The organism is Actinokineospora spheciospongiae (genome assembly GCF_000564855.1).
In the GTDB taxonomy this organism is placed as follows: Bacteria; Actinomycetota; Actinomycetes; order Mycobacteriales; family Pseudonocardiaceae; genus Actinokineospora; species Actinokineospora spheciospongiae.
Window position 1 is genome coordinate 19,064 of record NZ_AYXG01000048.1, and the last position, 21,085, is coordinate 40,148.

At 73.4% G+C, this 21,085-nt stretch carries 17 protein-coding genes; 7 read left to right on the forward strand and 10 right to left on the reverse strand.

All coding sequences use genetic code 11. The annotated features are described in order from the left end of the window. Window positions 1–16: 16 nt before the first annotated feature. The 4 genes from UO65_RS06380 to UO65_RS06395 form a co-directional block, all read right to left on the reverse strand. Window positions 17–1,087: a methyltransferase gene (locus UO65_RS06380; RefSeq protein WP_052020804.1), complete on the reverse strand. Its 1,071-nt coding sequence runs from the start codon at window positions 1,085–1,087 to the stop codon at window positions 17–19. 85 nt (window positions 1,088–1,172) lie between these two features. Beyond that, entirely contained in the window at window positions 1,173–1,787 is a 615-nt protein-coding gene (locus tag UO65_RS06385) for a malonic semialdehyde reductase (protein ID WP_035279725.1), read from the reverse strand. A gap of 25 nt (window positions 1,788–1,812) precedes the next feature. Continuing rightward, window positions 1,813–3,429 (reverse strand): FAD-dependent oxidoreductase, encoded by a 1,617-nt coding sequence (locus tag UO65_RS06390; protein ID WP_035279726.1) that lies wholly within the window; start codon window positions 3,427–3,429, stop codon window positions 1,813–1,815. Between the two features lie 12 nt (window positions 3,430–3,441). Further along, complete coding sequence (locus UO65_RS06395; protein ID WP_200873321.1) at window positions 3,442–4,494, reverse strand: acyltransferase domain-containing protein; 1,053 nt, start codon at window positions 4,492–4,494, stop codon at window positions 3,442–3,444. A 227-nt stretch (window positions 4,495–4,721) separates the two neighbouring features. Between UO65_RS06395 and UO65_RS06400 the strand changes: the two genes are divergently transcribed. Together UO65_RS06400 and UO65_RS06405 are read left to right on the forward strand one after the other, a co-directional pair. Next, a complete protein-coding gene (locus tag UO65_RS06400) occupies window positions 4,722–5,747 on the forward strand; it encodes a class I SAM-dependent methyltransferase (RefSeq protein WP_152551999.1) in 1,026 nt (341 codons plus the stop codon). A 9-nt stretch (window positions 5,748–5,756) separates the two neighbouring features. Next, a complete protein-coding gene (locus UO65_RS06405) occupies window positions 5,757–7,229 on the forward strand; it encodes an FAD-dependent monooxygenase (RefSeq protein ID WP_035279728.1) in 1,473 nt (490 codons plus the stop codon). A gap of 201 nt (window positions 7,230–7,430) precedes the next feature. Here the strand turns inward: UO65_RS06405 and UO65_RS06410 are convergent, their stop codons facing one another. Further along, on the reverse strand, window positions 7,431–8,396 hold the full coding sequence (locus UO65_RS06410; protein WP_035279731.1) for an aldo/keto reductase: 966 nt from the start codon (window positions 8,394–8,396) through the stop codon (window positions 7,431–7,433). 101 nt (window positions 8,397–8,497) lie between these two features. Between UO65_RS06410 and UO65_RS06415 the strand changes: the two genes are divergently transcribed. Together UO65_RS06415 and UO65_RS06420 are read left to right on the forward strand one after the other, a co-directional pair. Further along, the gene (locus tag UO65_RS06415; RefSeq protein ID WP_035279733.1) at window positions 8,498–9,424 is read left to right on the forward strand and encodes an SRPBCC family protein; all 927 of its coding nucleotides are present in this window, start codon (window positions 8,498–8,500) and stop codon (window positions 9,422–9,424) included. Next, window positions 9,421–10,524, forward strand: a complete 1,104-nt coding sequence (locus UO65_RS06420; RefSeq protein WP_152552000.1) for a Gfo/Idh/MocA family protein — start codon at window positions 9,421–9,423, stop codon at window positions 10,522–10,524. Before UO65_RS06415 ends, UO65_RS06420 begins: the two co-directional genes overlap by 4 nt. A gap of 22 nt (window positions 10,525–10,546) precedes the next feature. Here the strand turns inward: UO65_RS06420 and UO65_RS06425 are convergent, their stop codons facing one another. Genes UO65_RS06425 through UO65_RS06445 form a run of 5 tightly spaced genes read right to left on the reverse strand, consistent with a single transcriptional unit; the run spans window position 10,547 to window position 16,622 of the window. Next, a complete protein-coding gene (locus UO65_RS06425) occupies window positions 10,547–11,317 on the reverse strand; it encodes a cyclase family protein (protein WP_035279738.1) in 771 nt (256 codons plus the stop codon). Window positions 11,318–11,340: 23 nt separating this feature from the next. Beyond that, entirely contained in the window at window positions 11,341–12,567 is a 1,227-nt protein-coding gene (locus tag UO65_RS06430; RefSeq protein ID WP_035279741.1) for an FAD-dependent monooxygenase, read from the reverse strand. Further along, a complete protein-coding gene (locus tag UO65_RS06435; protein WP_052020805.1) occupies window positions 12,564–14,858 on the reverse strand; it encodes an AMP-binding protein in 2,295 nt (764 codons plus the stop codon). The genes UO65_RS06430 and UO65_RS06435 overlap by 4 nt, the downstream gene beginning before the upstream one ends. Further along, the gene (locus UO65_RS06440) at window positions 14,845–15,798 is read right to left on the reverse strand and encodes an aromatase/cyclase (protein ID WP_035279742.1); all 954 of its coding nucleotides are present in this window, start codon (window positions 15,796–15,798) and stop codon (window positions 14,845–14,847) included. Before UO65_RS06440 ends, UO65_RS06435 begins: the two co-directional genes overlap by 14 nt. A gap of 11 nt (window positions 15,799–15,809) precedes the next feature. After that, window positions 15,810–16,622: an SDR family NAD(P)-dependent oxidoreductase gene (locus UO65_RS06445; RefSeq protein WP_052020825.1), complete on the reverse strand. Its 813-nt coding sequence runs from the start codon at window positions 16,620–16,622 to the stop codon at window positions 15,810–15,812. A gap of 195 nt (window positions 16,623–16,817) precedes the next feature. Here UO65_RS06445 and UO65_RS06450 point away from each other — a divergent pair, with 195 nt between their 5' ends. The 3 genes from UO65_RS06450 (at window position 16,818) to UO65_RS33080 (ending at window position 20,883) form a co-directional block, all read left to right on the forward strand. Beyond that, a complete protein-coding gene (locus UO65_RS06450; protein ID WP_035279743.1) occupies window positions 16,818–17,261 on the forward strand; it encodes a nuclear transport factor 2 family protein in 444 nt (147 codons plus the stop codon). Between the two features lie 10 nt (window positions 17,262–17,271). After that, window positions 17,272–18,435, forward strand: coding sequence for a cytochrome P450 family protein (locus UO65_RS06455; protein WP_035279744.1), 1,164 nt, complete (start codon window positions 17,272–17,274; stop codon window positions 18,433–18,435). Between the two features lie 546 nt (window positions 18,436–18,981). Further along, window positions 18,982–20,883: an AfsR/SARP family transcriptional regulator gene (locus UO65_RS33080; protein ID WP_052020806.1), complete on the forward strand. Its 1,902-nt coding sequence runs from the start codon at window positions 18,982–18,984 to the stop codon at window positions 20,881–20,883. The last annotated feature ends 202 nt before the right edge of the window (window positions 20,884–21,085 follow it).

Sequence of the window (21,085 nt, forward strand, 5' to 3'; positions counted from 1 at the left end):
TGGCTCGTCCGCCCGGTCACCGGCGCACGGCCTCGACCACGCTCGACGACGCCACGCCGGACCACGCGGGCCGGATGGGCAGGATGCGCTGCAACTCGAAGCCCGCCGCCTTGACCAGGGCGGCGAAGTCCACCCTGGACCGCTCCTTGGCGCCGGTGTTCAGCAGCATGTTGACGTCGCTGCGGGCGGCGATCTGCGACGGGATCGAGCTGTCGAACTGCGCCGGGTACAGCGTCTCGACGATCAGCAGCTTCGCGCCGGGGCGCATGGCCGCGTGGCAGTTGACGAGGATTTCGACGCTGCGCTGATCGCTCCAGTCGTGCAGGACGTTGTTGAGCAGGTAGGCGTCGCCGCCCTCGGGCACCGACTCGAAGAAGTCGCCGGTCACCAGGTCGCAGCGGGAGAGCACGTCGGAGTCGGCCAGCCGGGCGCGGGCGTGCTCGACCATGTAGGGCAGCTCGAAGAGCACCCCCTTGAGCTTGGGGTTGGCCGCCAGGATCGCCGAGAGCAGGATGCCCCGACCGGCGCCGACCTCGACCAGGGTGCCGAACTGGGTGAAGTCGTAGGTGCTCACGACCGCGTCGGCGGTGTAGGTGACGAAGAAGGTCATCGCCCTGCCGAGGATCTCCAGCATGTGCTCGGGCATCTGCGCGAACGGGTTGGCGTGCTTCTCCTTCTCCATCACCGAGCGGCCGTTGCGCACGCAGTCCTCCAGCTCACCCCACCGGTGCTGGTGGTGCGGACTGGCCATCATCAGCGCGAACGGGTGCAGCGAATCCGGTACGTCGGTGCGCAGGTGCCTGCCCTTGGCGGTGAGGGTGAACCTGGTCTGCTCCGGCTCGACCAGCACGCCCGCGCTGACGAGCAGGCGCAGCAGCCGCAGCAGCGCGTCCGGGTTGGCGCCGGTGTGCCCGGCCAACTCCTCGTGCGTGGCCGCCCCGTCACCGATCAGGTCGGCGATCCCCAGCTTGGCCGCGACGTGCACGGCGCTGGACTCGTGGTGCGCGGTGATCGTCCGGAACAGGTCGACCGCGGAGGTCGGCCCCGGCGCGACGGCCTGTTCAGCCCGATCTTCTGTCGTAGTCACGTGACCACCTCTCCTGGCGGAACCCGGATGTTGCGGTAATGGTTTTCCCCGACTCTGGACGGCTCCTCGAAATCCGCTCGAACGCTCAGACCGAGGTCACCACCTGCTCGTAGGCCAGCCGCGGCAGTCGTTCGCGCCAGGCGTCGGGGCCGGGCCTGCCGATGTTGACCACGGCGAGCACCCGGTGCCGACCGTCCGGGAAGAACTCCCGGTTGATCCCGTCGGCGTCGAACCCGCTCATCGGCCCGGCGGCCAGGCCGACCGCGCGGACGCCGAGGATGAAGTAGCCGACCTGGATGCCCGCGTTGAACTCCGCGGTCCGATCGCGCACCGCCTGGTCGGCGAACAGCGCGCCCACCCACGGCGCGTTCGGGAACACCACCGGCAGGTGCTCGTCGAACCCGTGGTCGGCGGCCAGGACCGCGACGAGGGGCGCGCGGCTGGTCTTGTCCTTGTTGCCGGGCATGAGCTGGTCGACCAACCGCTGCCTGGCTTCGGGCGTGCGGACCAGCACCACCCGCAGCGGTTGCACGTTCATGGAGGTCGGTCCCCACTTGACCAGCTCGTGGATCGCGCGGACCTGCTCGTCACCGACGGGCTCGTCGGTGAAGGTGCTGGCGGTGCGGGCGGCGCGGAACAGCAGGTCACCTGCCGCGCCGTCGAGCACCGCGTGCCCCGTGTCGTCCTGCGGATTCGTCATGCGGCCACTCCTCTGCGGTTGTCGGTCACCGCGCGGCTTCGCGGGTGGGCAGCGCGCTACCGTCGGCGGCGACGAGCGCGGCGAGGACGTCGGCGACCTCGGGTCGGTCGCCGCGGGCGGCCACGTAGCCGTCCGGGCGGGCCAGGACCCAACCACCCGGCGGCAGGGCCAGGGCCACGGCGAGCAGGCCGTCGCGGTCGGGCAGGGCGCCGGGGGCGGTCTCGTCGGCGGTGACGACCCTGGTGCTGAGCCAGGAACCCCGGTCGGCCAGTGCTCCGACGAGCCTCCCCGCCGCCGGGCCGACGAGCGCGGTCCACCTCAGGTCGCGCAGCTCTTCGGCGACCGCCGCGGTCGCCGCCGCATCGGCGCACCGGAACGCGGTGAGCCGCTCGCCCGGTCGCGGCCTGCCTGCTCCGCGCGCGGGGTCCGGCGTCGTGAGTGGACTGTCCTGGTAATTCACCCGCAGGCCGGAGACGCCGCCGAGGATCTTGCGCTGGAGCGCGACCTTGATCTTCGGCAGGAGCTTCACCAGGCCGAACACGACCGGCAGCGCCACCCCGGCGGCGGCGTTGCGCATCTGCACCAGGAAGGTGGCGGTGCGGGTGGAGTCGAGCAGCGCGGCGCCGACCGGCACCCGCTCGTCGCCGTAGCTGTCCAGCAGCCCGGGGCCCGCCTGCCCGCGCACCACGGCGGCGAGCTTCCAGGCCAGGTTGTGGGCCTCCTGGATGCCGGTGTTCATGCCCTGCCCGGATGCGGGGCTGTGCACGTGCGCGGCGTCACCGGCGAGCAGGCAGCGCCCGTCGCGCATCCGGGTGACCATGCGCTGCTGGAAGGTGAACACCGAGACCCAGACCGGGGCCGCGACCCGGACCGGCGAGCCGAGCCCGCGCGAGAGCTGCTCGGTGAACCGGGCCGCGACCACCTCGGGGGTGGGGTCGTGCCGGGTGCCCGCGGTGTCGAGCAGCCGCCAGCGGCCGGGGGTGCTCATCGGCACCATCATCATGGTCAGCCCGCCCGCCCGAACCCAGTGGATGCTGTTGCGCGGCAGGTCGGCCTCGACGTCGGCGTCGGCGATCAACCAGGTTTCGCTGGCCTCGCCGAGCAGCGGCAGGCCCAGCCGCTTGCGGATGGCACTGTGCCCGCCGTCCGCGCCGAGCAGCCACGGCACCGCCAGCCGCTCCTCGGTCCCGTCGGCGTGGCCCAGGGTGATCAGCACCCGCTCGGCGTCCTGCTCGAAGGTGCGCAGTCGCACCCCCCACTCGACCTCGACCCCGAGCCCGCGCGCGGTGTCGCGCAGCACGGCCTCGGTCTGCACCTGGTCGATGCACAGGGTGAACGGGAAGCGGGTGGGCATCTGGGAGTAGTCGGCGTCCAGCCGGGCCAGCCGCCGTCCATTGGCGTGCAGGGTGAACGCCTGGATGCGCTGCCCGCGGGCGAGCATGTCGTCGACCACGCCCATCTGGTCGTAGACCTCGAGGGTGCGCGGGTGGGTGGCGATCGCGCGGCTGGTCGTGGCGGGCCCGGCGGCCGCGTCCACCAGCCGGACCGCGATGCCGCGCCGGGCCAGCTCGACGGCCGCGGTCAGCCCGACCGGGCCCGCGCCGACCACCAGCACCAGCGGTGGTGTCTCGTTCACCGACATGCCTTCCTCCCTCTACAGGCCTTCTGCCAGGTCGACTGCGTGCCCCTCGGCCCGCAGGGCGAGGGCGGCGGCGCGCACCGATCGCCGGTCCGCCGCGGGCGGGCCGGGCTGGGCCGGGAGCAGGGCGAGCACCGAGCTGCCGCCGGTGCGCACCGCGGGGTGGCGCCGGGCCAGCGTGGCCAGCCCCTGCCCCGGGCCCGCTTCGAGCAGCAGGACGTCGCCCTCGGCGGCCAGCAGCGCGTCCAGGGCGGGCCAGAACAGCACGGCCTCGACCGGCTGCCTGGCCCAGAAGCGGGGGTTCGCGGCGTCCTCGCGGCGCAGCCTGGCCGCGGTGTAGCCGGAGTAGACGGTGGTGTCCGGTTCCGCCACCGCGACCGAGGCGATGAACTCCTCCGCGCCCGCGGCAGCCTCGGCCAGCGCGGGACTGTGGAAGGCGCTCTCCGCCGGTACCCGGCGGCAGGTGAAATTGCTGTCGCGCAAAGACTCCGCGACCGCGGCCAATGGTGCCGTCGGGCCCGCAAGCACGGTCTGGCGGGGGGCGTTGACCACTCCGACCACCACGTCGCCGGTGAGGAAGGGCCGTAGCTGCTCCGGGGTGGCCGCGACGGCGAGCATGCCGCCGGGCGGTGCGGTGGCCAAGCGGCGGACCCGGTCGAGCACCAGCGCCACCGCGTCGCGCAGGCCGAACACGCCGGTGAGCGTCGCGGCGGCCACCTCGCCGACGCTGTGCCCGAGCAGCGCGACGGGCCGCACGCCCCAACCCAGCACCAGGGTGCCCAGGGCGTAGTCGACCGCGTAGAGCAGCGGCTGCGCGCGGCTGACGTGGTCGATCGAGACGGTGGGCCGCTCGGCGAGCCACTCGGCGCGCAGCTCGGGGGCGCCCTCGGCGGCCATCGCGTCGAGCACCTCGTCCATCGCGGCGGTGAACACCGGGTCGACGCGGTAGAGGCCCGCGGCCATCCGGACGTGCTGCGAGCCCTGGCCCGGCAGCAGGACCGCCACCGGCCGGGGGGTGCCCGGCCGGTGGCGCTGCGGTGAGCCGGGGCTTCCTGCGGTGCTCAGCATGGCGGACTCCTCGCTCTGGTACCGACCGCCACCGTCGGGAGTGCCGGTCGAGCCGGGGTCGACGACGGCTCGACGCCCGCGCCGGAGTCGGCCAGAGCCCGTGTCGGAGCCCGGTGTCGGCGCCGCGTCCGATCCCGTGCCAGAACGGGTTCGAGCCCGCGTTGACCGCTGCCCGAGCCGTGGCGGTGACGGTGGCGGCCCAGTCCGGGTCGGCCAGAAGGAGTGTCATGCCGGGAACAGAGCACGGGGTCACCCGCGAGCGGTTGCTGTCGATGATGACCGCGTACAAGTCGACCTACTTGCTGCGGGCGGCGATCGAGCTGGGGGTGTTCGACGCCCTCGCCGACGGGTCGGCCGACCCGGACACCGTCGCGGCGATCCTGCGCACGAGCCCACGCGGCACGCGGCTGCTGCTACGCGCGCTGGCAGCGGCCGGGTTGCTGGCGGTCGACGGTGAGCAGTTCGGCCTCGCCCCGGGTGCGGAAACCCTGCTGGTGCGCTCCAGCCCGCAGTACGGCGGCGGGGTCGTGCGGGTCGCGGCGAGCGACTGGGAGTGGGACGCGATGAAGGACTTGGCCGGTGCCGTGCGCGCGGGTGGCACGCTGCTGGCGGAGAACGCCGAGGCGCCGGGGTTCCCCTACTGGGTGGACTTCGCCACCCACCTGACCTTCGCCACCGGGCCGGGCGCGGAGTTCGTCGCCGACCTGCTGGTCCCGGCCGCGGCGGGCCGGGACCGGTACGGGGTGCTGGACGTGGGCTGCGGGCACGGGCTCTTCGGCTTCGCGGTGGCCCAGCGGGTGCCCGGGGCGACGGTGTCCTGCCTGGACTGGCCGGACGTGCTCGACGTCGCCCGCGGGCACGCCGAGCGGCTCGGCCTGGCCGACCGCGTCCACTACCTGCCCGGCGACGCGTTCGAGGTGCCGCTCGGCGGCCCCTACGACGCGGTGGTCCTGGGCAACTTCCTGTTCCAGTTTTCCGCCCGGCGCGGGACCGAGCTGCTGCGCAGGCTGGCGGGCGCGCTGAAGCCGGGCGGCCGGGTGGTCGTCATCGGGTTCACCACCGGCGACCGCCCGCCCGCCGAGGACTACCACGCGCACCTGCTGAGCCTGCTGATGCTCGCCGGGACCACCGAGGGCGAGCTGCACTCCCCGATCGTCTACCAGAAGATGTTGGCCACGGCGGGTTTCGCGGCCACGGCGGCGCACGAGCGCCCCGGCCTCCCGCTGCGGGCCGTCACCGCCGAGCTGGCCTGAGGAGGCCCGATGTCGACCGAGACCGACGTGGTGATCGCCGGTGGCGGTCCGGTGGGCCTGATGCTGGCCGCCGAGCTGGCCCTCGCCGGGGTGCGCACCACCGTGCTGGAGCGCGAACCCACCCCGCCACCGCACGCCCGCGCCTGGGGCCTGCACGCCCGCACGGCGGAGACCCTGGACCGCCGCGGGCTCCTGGCCCCGCTGCTGCACGAGAAAGCGCGGTGGCCGAAGATGCCGTTCGCGGGCCTGTGGCCGCTGTTGGAGCTGTCCGCGCTCGACTCCGACCACCCATACCTGGTCAACGTGCCGCAAACACGGGTGGAGGCCGTGCTCGCCGACCGCGCGGCATCCGCGGGCGCGGCGATCCGGCGGGGCGGCGCGGTGGTCGGCCTGCGCCAAGACGCGGACGGGGTGGTGGTGGAGGCGACCGGACCGGACGGGGTGTACGAGATCCGCGCGCTGTTCGCGGTCGGCTGCGACGGCGGGCGCAGCACCGTGCGTGAGCTGGCGGGAATCGACTTCCCGGGCACCGACCCGACGGTCGGATCGCTGCTGTGCGACTGCACTCTGCCGACGATGGCCGACGAGCGGCGCGGGATCACGCGCACCGAGCGCGGCACGGTCAACATCAACCCGCGACCCAGCGGTGAGGTGCGGATCGTCACCACCGAGTTCGGCAGGCCGCACGCCGACCGGGGGGCACCGGTGACCGCCGAGGAGTTCCGGGCGGCGGTGCGGCGGGTGCTGGGTCGCGACCTGGACCTGGTGGACCCGACGTACCTGACCCGGTTCGGGGACGCGACGCGGCAGGCGCGGCGGTACCGGGCGGGGCGGGTGCTGCTGGCGGGCGACGCGGCCCACGTGCACTTCCCATACGGCGGGCTGGGACTGAACCTGGGGTTGCAGGACGCGGTGAACCTCGGGTGGAAGCTGGCGGCGGAGGTGTCCGGGTGGGCGTCCGAGGGGCTGCTGGACAGCTACGAGGCCGAGCGGCACCCGGTGGCGGCGGCGGTGCTGGAACACAGCCGGACGCAGCTCGCGCTGCTGAACCCGGACCGGAACGTGACGGCGCTGCGGGTGCTGTTCGGGGAGCTGCTGGCGATCCCGGAGGTGAACCGGTTGCTGGCCGCGCGGTGCACGGGGACGGACACCGAGTACCCGGGCGCCCGGTTCGCGGCGGACCTGGCGCTGAGTACGGCGGACGGGGTGACCCGGTTGAGCGGGTTGCTGTACGAGGGGCGGGGGGTGCTGGTGGACCTGACCGGGGAGGACTGGGCAGGCCGGGTGGCGGCGCCGTGGGCGGAGCGGGTGCGGGTGATCTCGGCGACCGCCGAGGGCGCGCCCGCGGCGGCCCTGCTGGTGCGCCCGGACGGCTACCTGGCCTGGTCGGCGGGCGTCGGGGAGGCGGAGCCGCCGGAGACGGGGCCGCAGGAGGCGGGATTGCGGGAGGCGCTGCGGACGTGGTTCGGCGTGGTGGTGTGAGGACGGTTCCCACCACCGCCCGCACGTCACCGCGCGCTCTGACCACCACGTTGCGCTTGGCGCACTCCGCCTGTGGTTGCCGCGCCCGGTTGACGTGCTCTCGTCGGCGCGCTCCCGTTGGTGCGCCCTGGTCACCGCACTCTGCCCACTGTGGCCTGGTTGCCGCTTTCCGGCTGCCGGGTTCTTGTCGCCGCGGGTCTCTCATCGGGACACGCGGTGGCGGGAACCCCGTACGCGCTCCGCGGCGAAGGCGACGGCGAGTTGCGCCACGTCCGCGGGTGACAGCCGGATTCCGGTCGCGGCGGCGTTCTCCTCGACGTGCTCGGCGCGCCTGCTGCCGGGGATCGGCACGACGTCCTCGCCCTGGGCCAGCAACCACGCCAGCGCGATCTGGCTCGGACTGCGCCCCTCCCGGGCCGCGATCGCCTCCAGCGGGGCGAGCAGTGCCCGGTTGTGGTGGAAGTTCTCACCTCGCAGGCGCGGGTGGTTGCGGCGGTGGTCGCCCTCGGCGAAGTCCGCCGGGGACCGCAGCGCCGCCGACAGAAAACCCTTGCCCAGCGGCGTGTGCGCCACGAAACCGATCCCCAGCTCCCGAAGTGCCGGGAGGACCTCCTCCCGCACGCCCCGCTCCCACAGCGAGTACTCGCTCTCCACCGCCGTGATCGGGTGGACCGCGTGCGCCCCGCGCACGTCCGCGGGCGCGGCCTCGGACAGCCCGATGTGGCGCACCTTCCCCGCCGCGACCAGCTCGGCCAACGCGCCGACGCTCTCGGCCACCGGGACGTCCGGGTCCACCCGGGCCAGGTAGTACAGGTCGACGTGGTCGACCCCCAGCCTGCGCAGGGAGGCGTCACAGGCGCGGTGGAGGTAGGTGGGCGTGCCGTCCAGGACCACCGGGGGGCCACCGGGGACCCGGGAGCGGGCGCCACCCCTGGTCGCCAGCACCACCCGGTCGCGTATCCCGCGCACCGCCCGGCCCACCAGCTCCTCGTTCGCCCCGCCCCCGTAGAAGTCCGCCGTGTCCACGAGGGAGACCCCGAGGTCGACCGCGCGGCGGATGGCGGCCGCGCACCGGTCCGCCTCGGCCGGGCCGTAGCCGCCGGTCATCCCCAGGCAGCCCAGGCCGAGCGCGGACACGACCAAGCTGCCCAGCTCTCTGTTCTCCATGCACCGCACGGTCCCCAGCGGCGGTCCAACGGCGTTGGAGCCGCGCTCAAGCGGTCGGTGCCAGGTTCGGGGAACCAGACCACGCACGAGAGGAGCGCACCGTGTCGACAGCAAGGCAGTCGGTCCAGGCGACCACCGTGGACGCAGCCGCGGACACCCTGTTCGACCTGATCGCCGAGGTCGAGCAGGCGAAGCGGGTGTTCACCACCGTCATCCACACCGAGTACCTGCGGCGGGAGGAGACCAGCGACCGCGTCGAGCGCTGGTCGTGGGACGACAAGACCGGGGTGGTGCGCAACTGGCGGGCGAGCCGGACCCTGGACCGGGGCGCCGGTCGGATCACCTTCCGGCACGAGAACCCCCCGGCGGGGTTGGACTCGGTCACCGGGGAATGGACGTTCAAGCCCCTCTCGGCGGACCGGACCACCGTCGAGCTGCGCCACGACTTTCAGGCCGCGGACCAGCAGGCGGGCGAGCGGCTCGACCGGGGCGCGGCCACCCAGCTCGCCCAGCTCGCCCGGTTCGCCGCCGACCTGGAGCGAATCCGGGAATACGAGGTGTCCTACGAGGTGGAACTGCTGATCCCGGCTTCCGCCGACGAGCTCTACGACTACTTCTCCGACGCCGCGCGGTGGCCGGAGCGGATTCCGCACTGCCTCAGCGTCCGGCTGTCGGAGGACGTCGCGCCCGCGCAGGTGGTGGAGATGGACGTGCAGGTGCCCAGCGGGGCGGTGCACACCACCAAGCAGGCGCGGATCTGCTTCCCCGGTGAGAAGGTCGTCTGGCGGCAGCTCGCAGGTCTCCCGCCGCTCGACGACGCGCTGTTCGGGTACATGAGCTTCACCCCGACCGAGGGCGGTGTGCTGGCCAGGGCGGGCTCCACCGAGCTGCTCAAGCCGCGGGCGGTGGCCAAGCGGGGGTGGGAGGCGCAGGAGGCCAAGGACCACGTCGCCGAGGTGCGCGGCGGGCGCAACCTGGACGCGCTGAACAGCGCGGCCGAGTACCTGGCCAGGAAGGCGGCCCGGTGAGCGGGCCCAGGGTCGGGATGTTCGGCCACGGGTGGTGGTCCCGCAAGTACCTGGTGCCCGCCCTGGCCGGGGCGGGGGCGGACCTGGTGGCGGTGTGCGGGCGCGACCCCGGCCGGGCCGCCGAGGCCGCGGCCGGGTTCGGCGTGGCGCGCTCGTTCCACCGGCTGGAGGACATGCTCGACGCGGTCGCGCTCGACGCCCTGGTGATCGCCTCCTCGCCCTCGTCGCACCTCGCCGCCGTCACCGCGGCCGGGGCGGCGGGGCTGGCGGTCTTCTGCGAGAAGCCCCTCGCCCGCGACGCGGCGGAGACGGCGCGGATGCTCCGGGCGTGCGCGGGGGCCAACACCGTGGTCGGGTTCACCCAGCGGTGGAACCCGGCGATGCGGACGGTCAAGCGGCTGCTGGCCGAGGGGGCCGTCGGCCGGGTGCGGCACGTGCGCTACCGGACGGCCAGTTCCCTGTCCGCGGACCCCGGCACCCCGTGGGACTGGCGGTACGACCCCCGTGAGTACGCCCACGGCGTCCTCAGCGACCTCGGGCCGCACGCGGTCGACCTGATCCGGTGGCTCGTCGGCGACATCACCGAGGTGAGCGCCACCGGGCACACCGTGCACGGTTCGCGCACCGCGGCGAACGGCACCGAGGCGATCGTGCGCAACTGGGACGAATGCGCGGTGACCGCGCGGTTGGCCTCCGGCGCGCACGCCTCGCTCGCGCTGAGCCGGGTGCTGCCGATCAGCCCGTACCGGCGGTTCCAGAACGAGCTCGACGTCGTCGGCAGCCGCGGCACACTGGCCTTCACCTCGGACCGGCCGGTGGAGGTGGTGCTCGCCCCGGCGGGCGGTGAGCCGCGGGCGGTGCCGGTCGACGAGCTGGAACCGCTCGCCGACGCCGGGCCGTTCGAGCAGCTCATGGCGGTGATGCGGCACGGCGCCGCGCGGCAGGGGCACGACATGGTCGAGGTCTTCCGAGGCGGGGCACCCGAGCACGCGCCCACCCTGGCAGACGGGCACACCGGGCAACTGGTGCTCGACGCGGCGGCCGCGTCGGCGGCCGCGCGGGCGTGGACGCCCTGCCCCGAACCCGCGCCGGTGCGCTGAACGGGCCCGGGTGGGCGTGCGGTCAGTCGACGGTGGCGACGGCCCGCGTCCACCCGGCACCCGCCCTGGCGAGCTTGACGGGGAAGCAGGTGACCGAGAAGCCGAACGGGGCAGGCAGCGCGCCCAGGTTGCCCAACCGCTCGATCTGGCAGTACTCGCGCTCGCGGCCCACCATGTGCGCGGGCCAGAGCACACCGGGGTCGCCGGTTCGGTTGTACTCCTCGATGATGTGCGGGAACGGCGCGTCCAGGCTGAACGCGTCCGTCCCGATCACCCGCACCCCTTGGTCGAGGAGCAGGTGCACCGCTGACGCGTCGAGCCCGGTGAACCGGCTGAAGTAGGCCGGGGTGCCCAGGTGCGCGTCGGCACCGGTGCGCAGCAGGACGATGTCCAGCGGTCGCAGCCGGTACCCGATCCGGCGCAGCTCGGCGGCGATGTGGTCGGCGCCGACGCGGGGCGCGCCCGCGCCGCGCAGGTCGAGCAGCACCCCCGGGCGCTGGAACCAGTCCAGCGGCATCTGGTCGATGGTCTTCGGCGTCCCGTAGGACGCGGTGGACCCGTAGTGGGCGGGCGCGTCGACGTGCGTGCCGGTGTGCACGGTCAGGGTGAAGGTGTCGTTGTTGAGGAACTCCCCGCCGGGCAGCGCGGACGGGTCGAGGTCGAGCCCCAGGTGTTCGAGCATCTCCGCGCACATGTGCTTGGCGCCCTCGGCGGGCGTCATCACCTCGTGCACCACGGGGTCCGGCTCCCAGAAGGTCGCGTCGACGGGCGAGGACAGGTCGATCAGCGCCACGGTGGCTCTCCTCTTCTGCGGGGTCAGCGGACGAACAGCTCGGTGGCGATCCGGATGCGCGGGTTGCCGTAGGCGAGCCGGTTGAGCACCTTGCGGAACACCGGGGTGCGGGACATGACCCTGGCCGCGGTGGGCCGCACGGCCGAGACCAGGCCGCCCTGCGACAACATGGCCCGGCTCTGCAACTGCTGCAGCCGCACGACCTTGGCGATGTCCGCGCGGCGGGCGGAGGGGAACCGGCCGAGGAACGCCGCGGTCGCGTCGCCCGCGGCCTTGGAGGCCATGAGCAGCGGGTGGGCGAGCACGGCGTCCTGCACGGCGAGGTTGATGCCCTGGGCCCCGATCGGGCTGTGCGTGTGCGCGGCGTCGCCGAGCAGCACCAGGCCGTCGGCCACCCAGTGCCGGGCGGTGCCGGAGAACACGTCGAGCACGCTGAGGTCGCCCAGCCGGGTCAAGTGCTCGCGCACCTGATCTGCGTAGGCGGGCACGGCCAGTGCGATCTGCTCGCGGAGGTGGTCGAGGCCGCGGGCGGCGAGCGGGCGGTAGCCGTGGTGCGGGAACGTCCAGCCGATCTGGACGGTGTCCGGGTAGGACTTGTAGGCCAGCACCGGGTTCCCCATGGCGCGGAAGATCTGCACCGCGTCCGGGGTGGCGTCGGTCAGCGGCAGCTTGAACCACAACACGTCCTGGTCGAACACGTCGATCCGGTCCTCCGGGATGCCCGCCAGCCGTCGCACCTTGGAGAACCGGCCGTCCGCGGCCACCACGCAGTGCGCCAGCACCACCCGCTCGCCCTCGGCGCAGCGGGTGACCACCCCCTCGACCCGGCCGTCGGCGCGCACCAGGTCGGTGACCCGGTGCGCGGCCAGGTGGACCGCGCCGTGCCGCTCGGCGGCGGCGAGCAGCTCACCGAGCAGGTGCGGCTGCGGAACGCTGAGCAGGCAGTTGTGCGGTCCGGGCAGGCGGCCGTAGTCGATGTCGACCAGCACCCGGTCGCGGTCGACGAACCGGAACCGCCGGTGCGGGTGGGCGCCGCGGTCGCGGGCGCCGTCGAGCACCCCCAGCCCGGCGAGCAGCGCCTGCCCACCGGGCTGGAGGATCTCGCCGCGGTAGGCGCGGTCGAGCGAGCGGCTGCGCTCGACGACCACGACCCGCGCGCCGGACCTGGCCAACAACAGCGCCAGCGTCAGCCCGGCGGGCCCGCCGCCCACGACGCAGAAGTCCACGCGCAGGTCGGCGAGGGCGGTCATCCCTGCCTGCCCGCGGCGGTGGGCGTCTCCTCGTCGGCCGGCGCCCGGTTCCAGGCCACGTGGGTCACCCGTTCGACGGTGATCTCGGCGGTGCTCGCCAGCCGGGCGTGCTCGGGGCCGGAAACGGCCACCTCGCGGGCGGCCGGGTCCCACCAGTACTCCAGGCCGGTGCAGGTGCCCGCGTCGCGCAGCGAGCGGTTGAGGTCGGCGTAGCCGAAGCCGCGGATCTCGCGGATGTGCGTGGCGAAGGCGGTGAACGCCGCGTCGAACTCCTCCGCCGACCCGGTGCCGCGGTAGGTGGTGATCGTCATCAGCGGGGTGCCGAACTCCGCGCGCTCCCCCGCGGACTCGGCGGCGTTGACCCGAAACAGGTTCTTGCACAGGTCGAGGTCGGCCTTGCGCAGCATCGACTGCATCACGCCTTGGTGGTCGCGGAACTCGGGGCTCTGCACCACCTTCTGGAAGGCCTCCTGGTCGAGCCACCAGCCGAAGTTGACGTAGACCGACGGGTCGTCGGCCAACCGGACGGCCTGGTGCGCGCCGAACCCGTCCTGCCCGCGCATGTACTCCACGTGTTCGAGGAAGAAGCGCTCGAACTCCAGGGGGTCGCCCGCGGTGCTGAAGCGCGCGATCACCGTGATCAGGTTGCTCAGGTCCTTGCCGTCGTCGGCCATTCCCGTCCTCCGTTCGTCGGTGTTTCCCGGCACCCGGGCGCCGAGCGCGCGCCGGGTGATGAGTTCGGCCCGCAGGTCGCGCCGGTTGACCTTGCCCACCGGTGACCGCGGGATGGCGGTGACCAGCTCCACGTGGCGCAACCGCTGGTAGTGCGGCACCCGCTCGGCGACGAAAGCGGCCACCGCCTCGGCGACCCCAATGGTGCTCGCGGTGGGGTCGGCGGCGTCGGCGGCACCGGCCGCGGGCACCACGAACGCGGTGGGCACCTCGCCGCTCTCGGAGTCCGGGTAGGCGACCACCGCGCAGTCGCGCACCGCCGGGTGCCGCTCCAGCACGGACTCGACCTCGGCCGGGGAGACGAGGTAGTTGTCGCACTTGAACAGGTCCTTGATCCGGTCGACCAGGTGCAGGCGGCCCGCGGGGTCGACGTAGCCGATGTCGCCGGTGGACAACCACCCGTGCTCGTCGATCCCGGTCGGCTCGTCGGGATCGAGGTAGCCCAGCATCACCTGCGGGCCGCGGACCTGGACCTCGCCGCGCTCGCCGGTGGGCAGCACCCGCCGGGTGGACAGGTCGACCACGCGGCACGCCGTGCCCGGCACCGGCGGGCCCACCGACCCCGGCCCGGGGTCGGCGGCCGAGGCCGAGTGGGTCAGCGGGGAGGTCTCGGCGAGGCCGTAGCCCTGCAGCACGGGAACCCCGAAGTGCGCGGAGAGCCGCTCGGCGACCACCGGGGACAACGCCGATCCGCCGGAGGCGATCATCGCAACCGTGTCCAACCGCAGCCCCGGCAGGGCGGGGTCGGCGGCGAGCCGGGTCAACCGCACCGGGATCGTGTACAGGTGGCTGCACCGGCTGCGGTTGGCCAGATCGATGCCCGCCTTGGGGTCGGCGTCGGCGCACAGCACCTGCGTCGCCCCGGCGTGCACCGCGGCGTTCAGGTGCATCAGGTGGAACTTGGGCAGTTGGTTGAGGACCGTCGACCCGCTGTGCAGTCCGTGCGCGGCCGCCACCTGCGCGGCGTTCACCGTGAGGTTGCGGTGCGAGAGCAGGACCCCCTTGGGCAGGCCGGTCGTGCCGCTGGTGAAGTGGACGCAGGCGAGGGCGCCCGGGTCGACCGGCGGCGCGGGCGCGGCGCGGGCACCGAGCACCTGGTGGGCGGCGACGAGGTCGTCGAGGGTGCGGATGTCCCCGGCGTCCTCGCGGCCGCCCGGGCCGACCAGGGTCGCCTCCAGCAGGTTCGGCGGGCGGGTGCGGACCCGGCGCAACTGGGCGAACAGGTCGGTGGTGACGAAGGCCAGCCGGGCGTCCGAGCTGATCAGGGCGTGTTCGAGCAGGTGGGCGGGCATCAGCGGGTTGATCGGGGCCACGGTGTGGCCCGCGCGGATCACGCCGTAGAACGCCACGGCGAAGTCGGGGTGCAGCGGCGAGGCGACCGCGACCACGGCGCGCCGGGACCCCAGCAGCCCCCGCAGCGCGTGGGCGCAGGCAGTGACGGCCTCGTCCAGCTCCGCGTAGGTGAGGTCGCCGTAGTCGGCCCGCAGCGCGACCCGGTCGGGGTGCGCGCGGGCGGTGGCGGCCAGCACCGCGTCGAGGGTCAGGTCAGGCCCGGGCATGGCCGCCCTCCTCGGCGAAGGCCTTGGCGTGGCGCAGGGTGGCCATGCTGTTCGCGCTCAGCGCCTGGTGCACGAACTCCCGCGCCTTGCGCACCGAGCCGTCCGGGCCGAGCACGGTGTGCACGGCCGCGCGGTTGATCGACACCGTGTGTCGCGAGGTCGCGGTGACCTCCCCGCCGTCCTCGACCAGCAGCCACTCGCCGGTGTGCACCGTCATCAGCGCGGGGACGGTGGTCTGCTTGTAGACGATGCGGCGCTCGGGGAAGCACACCCGCACCGACTCGGTGGTGTGGACCGTCCCGTCCTCGGTCCGGGTGTCCATCGCCACCACCTGGATGTTCGGGGTGTCCTCGCGCAGTCGCAGCGCGGCGACGTGCGGCAGCCGGTCGGGCCACCGCGCGGCCTCGTGCAGGAACGAGTACACATCGGACAGCGAACCCGCGATCCGCGCCGAGTCGGCGAAGTCGAACGTCAACTCCTCGTGCTCGCGCACGTTCTCGACGGCGTTCTTCAGCTTCTCCAGCTCTGCGCGGCTGTTCTGGTCGACCGCCGCGCGCACCCACTCCAGCGCGCCGGGGTCGTCCTCGACGACCCGGTAGTCGTGCTTGAGCACGATCCGCGTCTCGCGCTCGGACAGCCGCCGCAGCACCCACTCGCCGCCCATGGCGGCCACCGGGGCCTGCGACACGTCCTGTCGGAAGCGGACGCTGAGCCCGTCGGGGTCGAGGTGGCGCCGGGAGGTCCAGCTCTTCACCTCGCCGTTGGCCAGCGCCCACAGCCGGATGTGCTCGTCGGCGCCGTCGAAGCCGAGGCGCTCGGCGTGGATGGTGGGTGGGAAGATTCCCGGCCAGCGCGCCACGTCGGCGACCAGGCCGTAGATGACCTCGGCCGGGGCCAAGACCGTGATCTCGTGCTCGTCGAAGTGCGTCTGCGCAGCCATCGCCGTCCCCCTCAGTAGTTGCCGAGCCCGCCGCAGACGTTGAGCGCCTGCGCGGTGACCGACGCCGCCGCGTCGGAGGCCAGGTAGGACACCATCGCCGCGACCTCGGCCGGGGTGCAGTAGCGGCCGAGCGGGATCTTGGCCTGGAACCGCTCGAGGACCTCCTCCTCGGTCACCCCCCAGTGCGCGGCGTAGCCCTGGCGCACCCGCTGGGCCATCGGCGTTTCGACGTAGCCGGGGCAGACCGCGTTCACCGTGACGCCGGTCTTGGCCAGTTCCAGGGCCAGCGCCTTGGTGAAACCGATGACCCCGTGCTTGGAGGCGGAGTACGGCGCGCCCAGCGCCACCCCCTGCTTGCCGCCGGTGGAGGCGATGCTGATCACGCGGCCGGATGGCCTGCCCAGCATGCCGCCGGTGGTGAGGACCGCCCTGGTCATCAGGAACACGCCGGTGAGGTTGGTGTTGATCACGTCGAACCACAGCTCGTCGGTGATCTGCGCGGTCACGCCGCCGCCGCTGCGGCCCGCGTTGTTCACCAGCAGGTCCACCGGGCCGTAGCGCTCGACGGCCGCGGCGGCGAACGCGTCGACCTCCGCAGGCGAGCGCACGTCGCACCGGGCGCCGTCGACCTCGTGGCCGCGGTCGCGCAGTTCCTTCACCGCCCCCCCGACATCGCCGCGGGCGCAGAGGAACACCCGGTACCCCCGGCCCGCGAGGGACTCGGCCACGGCGAAGCCGATGCCGGTCGTGCCGCCGGTGACCACGGCGACCCGCTCCCCCGTGCCCGTCGGCTCCCGGTCCGCCCGCGCCGCGCCCGCCCGCACCTGCCCCACCTTCGCCGCGCCCACCTGTTCCGCCACCACTGCCTCCTTGCGAGATCGGTGCGTTGAACGTGCTGCGCGCCGCTCGAATCCCGCTCAACGACCGGTGGGCGCGCCGGTTCCAGCGCGGGTCGAGCCCGGCTCGACACCCCCGACCGAGCCTGGTCGACGATGTGGTCCACAGAGGAGGAAACCGCCATGACGCTGCCGCTGCACCGGGCCGGTGCACCCGACACCGAGACCTACCACCGGGTCCAGCACTTCTACGCGCACCAGATGCAGCTACTCGATGACGGGTCGGTCGAGCGGTGGTCGGAAACCTTCACCGAGGACGGGACCTTCGCCGCGAACGCCCACCCCGAGCCGACCACCGGGCGCGGCGCCATCGCCGAAGCCGCGCGCCGGGCGTCGACCGAGCTCGCGCGCGCCGGTGTGGTGCGCAGGCACTGGCTGGGCATGGTGACCGTGTCCACCCAGCCCGCGGGCACCCTGCTCGCCCGCTGCTACGCGTTGGTGATCTCCACGCCCAAGGGCGGTCAGGCCGGCGTGCACGTGAGCACCGTCTGCGAGGACGTGCTCGTGCCCGACGGCGACGACTTCCTGGTGCGCGAGCGCCGGGTCACCCGCGACGACCTCGGCTGAAGGGCCCGGCATGAGCATCGACCAGGACGGGGCGGTGGTCGCGCTCGCCGACAGCCCGGTGTGCGCGGCCGACCCGTACCCCGGGCTGGCCCGGCTGCGCGGGCGCGGGCCCGCCGTGCGGGTGCAGACCTCGTTCATGGGTGAGGTCTGGCTGGTGACCCGGTACGAACTCGCCCGGACCCTGCTCGCCGACCCCCGGTTCAGCCGCAGGCGGCCCGACGACGGCGAGGTGGCCGCGGTCGACTCCGACCCGCCGGAGCACACCCGAATCCGCAAGCTCGTCGGCAAGGCGTTCACCCACCACCGAATCCAGCGCCTGCGGCCGTGGGTGCAGGGCTTCGTGGACGCCCAGCTCGACGAACTGGTGGCGGTGGGCGGACCGGTCGACCTGCTGGACCGGTTCGCCTACCCGCTGCCGATCGCGGTGATCTGTGAAATGCTCGGCGCTCCGGCGGCGGATCGGGCCGACGTGCGGGCGCGGACGGAAAAGATCCTCGAAGGCGAAGTGGCAGAAAACCGCGAGAAGGTTTACGACCTCACGAAAGCATATATAAAGGGCCTTATTGCGACAAAACGGGCACAGCCCGGCGATGACCTGATGAGCGCGCTGATCGCCGCGCGCGAGGGTGACAGCCGGTTCACCGAACCGGAACTCGTCGAATTGGGCATCGCGCTGATCGCGGCAGGCTACGCCACGACCACCAACCTCATCGGCAACGGGATTCACGCGCTGCTGCGCAACCCCGATCAGCTCGACCTGCTGCGGCGGCGACCGGAGCTGATCGGGTCGGCAGTGGAGGAGTTCCTGCGCTACGAGAGCTCCTTCAGCGCGGCGGGCCAGATCGCCAAGGAGGACGTGCCGATCGGCGACGGCCTGGTGGTCCGCAGCGGGCAGGTCGTGTTGATCTCCTTCTGCGGAGCCAACCGGGACCCGCTGCGCTTCCCGGACCCGGACCGGCTCGACATCACCCGCGCGCCGAACCCGCACCTGGCGTTTTCGCACGGGATACACCACTGCCTCGGCGCGCCGCTGGCGCGGATGGAGGCCGAGATCGCGATCGGGACCCTGGTCCGGCGTTTTCCGGACCTGCGTATCGGCGGTACCACCGAATGGCGGGAGAACATCATGCGCGGTCTGCACGCGCTTCCGGTGGTTCTCGGAGAACCCACTTGAAGACGTCGAGCGGGAATCTAGCGCGGCTCCAGCGCAGGGAGTATTTGTTGTAAGGAACGGCGAGGCCGGGAGCCGGGGAGGGGACGTCGTTGCCGGACACTGACAGCACGCCCCCGTTGGCGCGCGTGCGCCTGGAAAAGCCGTACGAGAAGACACCACCGGAAAAGTCACCCGTCCGGTCGATCAAGTTCGACGCCCACCGCGGTCGCACGGAGAGGCCCCCGGTGGGCGCCGGATCGACCGACCCCGACCGGACACGCGCCCGCCTTGACGACACCCCCGCGCGACGGGGATTCCGCGGGCACCACCGGTGATCCCGGGCAGCAGGCGCGTTCCCGCGCGGCGCGGCGCGGGCGACACCGGGGCGACGGGGGCCGAGCGGGGCCCGGTGGTCCATACCACTCACCAGCCGACCGCGGTGCGGTGGCACCACCCCGGCCTGTCAGGCGGGCAGACGGGGACGACGCGCTGAACGGTCATTGTCGGTGACCGACCAGGGGGCTGGAGGCGGCACCCCGGCGGCCACGAACTGAGGGGGAAACGCGCATGACCAGGTTCATGATGCTCGGGCCGCTGGCGGTCGTCACCGCGGACAGAACCATCACGCCGACCGCCCCGATGCTGCGGCGCACATTGGCTCTGCTGCTGCTCAACGTGAACTCCGTCGTCAGCTTCGGCACGCTGGTCGAGGAGCTGTGGGACGAGAACCCGCCGCGCAGCGCGAAAACAACGCTGCAAACCTACATCTACCAGTGGCGCAAGCTCCTCGGCTCCTCCGCGACCCCGGCGCAGTCAGCGGCGGTGGCGGGCGGTTTCCCCGGGACCGCGCTGCTGACCCGGCAGGCAGGCTACGAACTGCGCCTCGGCCCCGACGACGTGGTGGACGTGGACCAGTTCGAGTCCGCGGTGCGCCGGGCCAAGGCCAAGCACGGCGACGGCCTCGTCGAGGACGCCAGCACGGCTCTGCGCTCGGCGCTGGCCCTGTGGCGCGGGGCCATCCTGGACGACACCGAGATCGGTCCGGTGCTCGGCGCCTCGGTCACCCGGCTGGCCGAGGCCAGGCAGGAGGCGCTCGAACTGCGGCTGGACCTGGACCTGCAACTGGGCAGGCACCGGGAGCTGGTCAGCGAGCTGAGTTCGCTGGTCCGCGAGCACCCCGGCCACGAGGGCTTCGTCAACAAGCTCATGGTCGCCCTGGTCCGCGCGGGGCGCCGGTCCGACGCCTTGGACGTCTACCGCCGGGCCCGGGTGGAGATGGTCGAGGGGCTGGGCCTGGAACCGTCCACCGAGACCCAGCGGTTGCACGAGGCGATCCTCACCGGCGAGGTGGACCTGACCCCGCGCGGATCGGCGACCGCCGCCTCGGCGCGGCCCGCCCAGATCCCGCCCGCGGGCAGCCACTTCGTCGGCCGCGGCCGGGAGTACCGGCAGTTGCAGGCGACCGTGGCCGATCCAGGGCAGCACGACGGGTGGAGCGCGGGCGGCGGGATGCGGGTGGTCGAGATCGTCGGCGCCCCCGGGGTCGGCAAGACGGCCTTCGTCACCCACGTCGGGCACCGGCTGCGGTCGCTGTTCCCGGACGGGCAGCTCTACGCCAGCCCCGGCGCCACCGACGACCGCGGCATCGCCGAGATCCTGGCGGGGTTCCTGGAGGGCGCCGGGGTGCCGCCGCAGCAACAGCCCACCCGACTCACCGCGCTGATCAGCATGTTCCGGACCTGGACGGCGGACAGGAAGGTCTTGGTCGTGCTCGACGACGTCGTCTCCAGCTCGCACGCGCGGATGCTGGCGCCCAGCGGCGCGGGCTGCGCGCTGCTGCTGACCAGCCGCATCCCGCTGGGCGCGGTGCAGGCCACCAGCACCGTCGTGCTGCCTCCGCTCACCGAGCAGCAGGCCGTGGACCTGCTGGCGCGCAGGCTCGGCGAGCAGCGGGTGGCCGCCGAGCCGGTGGCCGCGCGGCTGCTGGCCCAGATGTGCGAGCGGCTGCCGGTGCTGCTGCACGCGGCGGCGGGCAAGCTGGCCGCGCAGCCGGAGTGGAGCATGGCCAGGCTGGCCGAGCGGCTGACCTCGGCCGAGGACGTGCTCGCCGAGCTGGGTGCGGGCGGGGCGGCCTTCCTGGTCAACGTCGACTCGACCTACCGCGAGCTGCCCGCGGTCGCCAGGGCCGCCTTCGACTTCCTGGCGCGCAGACCGACCAGGGCGGTCACCGCCGAGGTGATCTCGGCCGAGTTCGAGGTGCCCGCCACGACCGCGAAGAGCGCGCTGGAGAAGCTCGCCGAGGCCTATCTGATAGAGGTGTGCCCGCCCGCGCTGGACTGCCACCACGCCTGCGGGGACACCTACCGCATCTCCCCGCTGATGAGCCTGGTGGCCAAGCGGCTGGCCACCACCTCCCACGCGGCGGGTTCGGGCGGCGCGCAGCCGCACCGGTTGCGCGCGCTCGTGTGAGCGGCCGGGGCGCCGCCCTCGTTGCCTTCCTCGTGGCTCCTGTTCAAGGAGTCGCGGTCGCCCAGGTCCGGCATGACTGACGCCCCCAGCCGAACGCATGATCCGGGGGGGGTGGTGTCACCGGGCCTGGTGGCATCGCCGGCACCCCGGCCGTCTTCGAGTGCGGTTCGAGGAAGACGGACGACCATTCTCCCTATCGGCC

Excerpts from the sequence above, each read along its gene's own strand:
- UO65_RS06385 (WP_035279725.1), bottom strand. The coding sequence starts at position 1,787 with ATGACGAATCCGCAGGACGACACGGGGCACGCGGTGCTCGACGGCGCG.
- UO65_RS06390 (WP_035279726.1), bottom strand. The coding sequence starts at position 3,429 with ATGTCGGTGAACGAGACACCACCGCTGGTGCTGGTGGTCGGCGCGGGC.
- UO65_RS06395 (WP_200873321.1), bottom strand. The coding sequence starts at position 4,494 with ATGCTGAGCACCGCAGGAAGCCCCGGCTCACCGCAGCGCCACCGGCCG.
- UO65_RS06400 (WP_152551999.1), top strand. The coding sequence starts at position 4,722 with ATGCCGGGAACAGAGCACGGGGTCACCCGCGAGCGGTTGCTGTCGATG.
- UO65_RS06405 (WP_035279728.1), top strand. The coding sequence starts at position 5,757 with ATGTCGACCGAGACCGACGTGGTGATCGCCGGTGGCGGTCCGGTGGGC.
- UO65_RS06410 (WP_035279731.1), bottom strand. The coding sequence starts at position 8,396 with ATGGAGAACAGAGAGCTGGGCAGCTTGGTCGTGTCCGCGCTCGGCCTG.
- UO65_RS06430 (WP_035279741.1), bottom strand. The coding sequence starts at position 12,567 with ATGACCGCCCTCGCCGACCTGCGCGTGGACTTCTGCGTCGTGGGCGGC.
- UO65_RS06435 (WP_052020805.1), bottom strand. The coding sequence starts at position 14,858 with ATGCCCGGGCCTGACCTGACCCTCGACGCGGTGCTGGCCGCCACCGCC.
- UO65_RS06440 (WP_035279742.1), bottom strand. The coding sequence starts at position 15,798 with ATGGCTGCGCAGACGCACTTCGACGAGCACGAGATCACGGTCTTGGCC.
- UO65_RS06450 (WP_035279743.1), top strand. The coding sequence starts at position 16,818 with ATGACGCTGCCGCTGCACCGGGCCGGTGCACCCGACACCGAGACCTAC.
- UO65_RS06455 (WP_035279744.1), top strand. The coding sequence starts at position 17,272 with ATGAGCATCGACCAGGACGGGGCGGTGGTCGCGCTCGCCGACAGCCCG.
- UO65_RS33080 (WP_052020806.1), top strand. The coding sequence starts at position 18,982 with ATGACCAGGTTCATGATGCTCGGGCCGCTGGCGGTCGTCACCGCGGAC.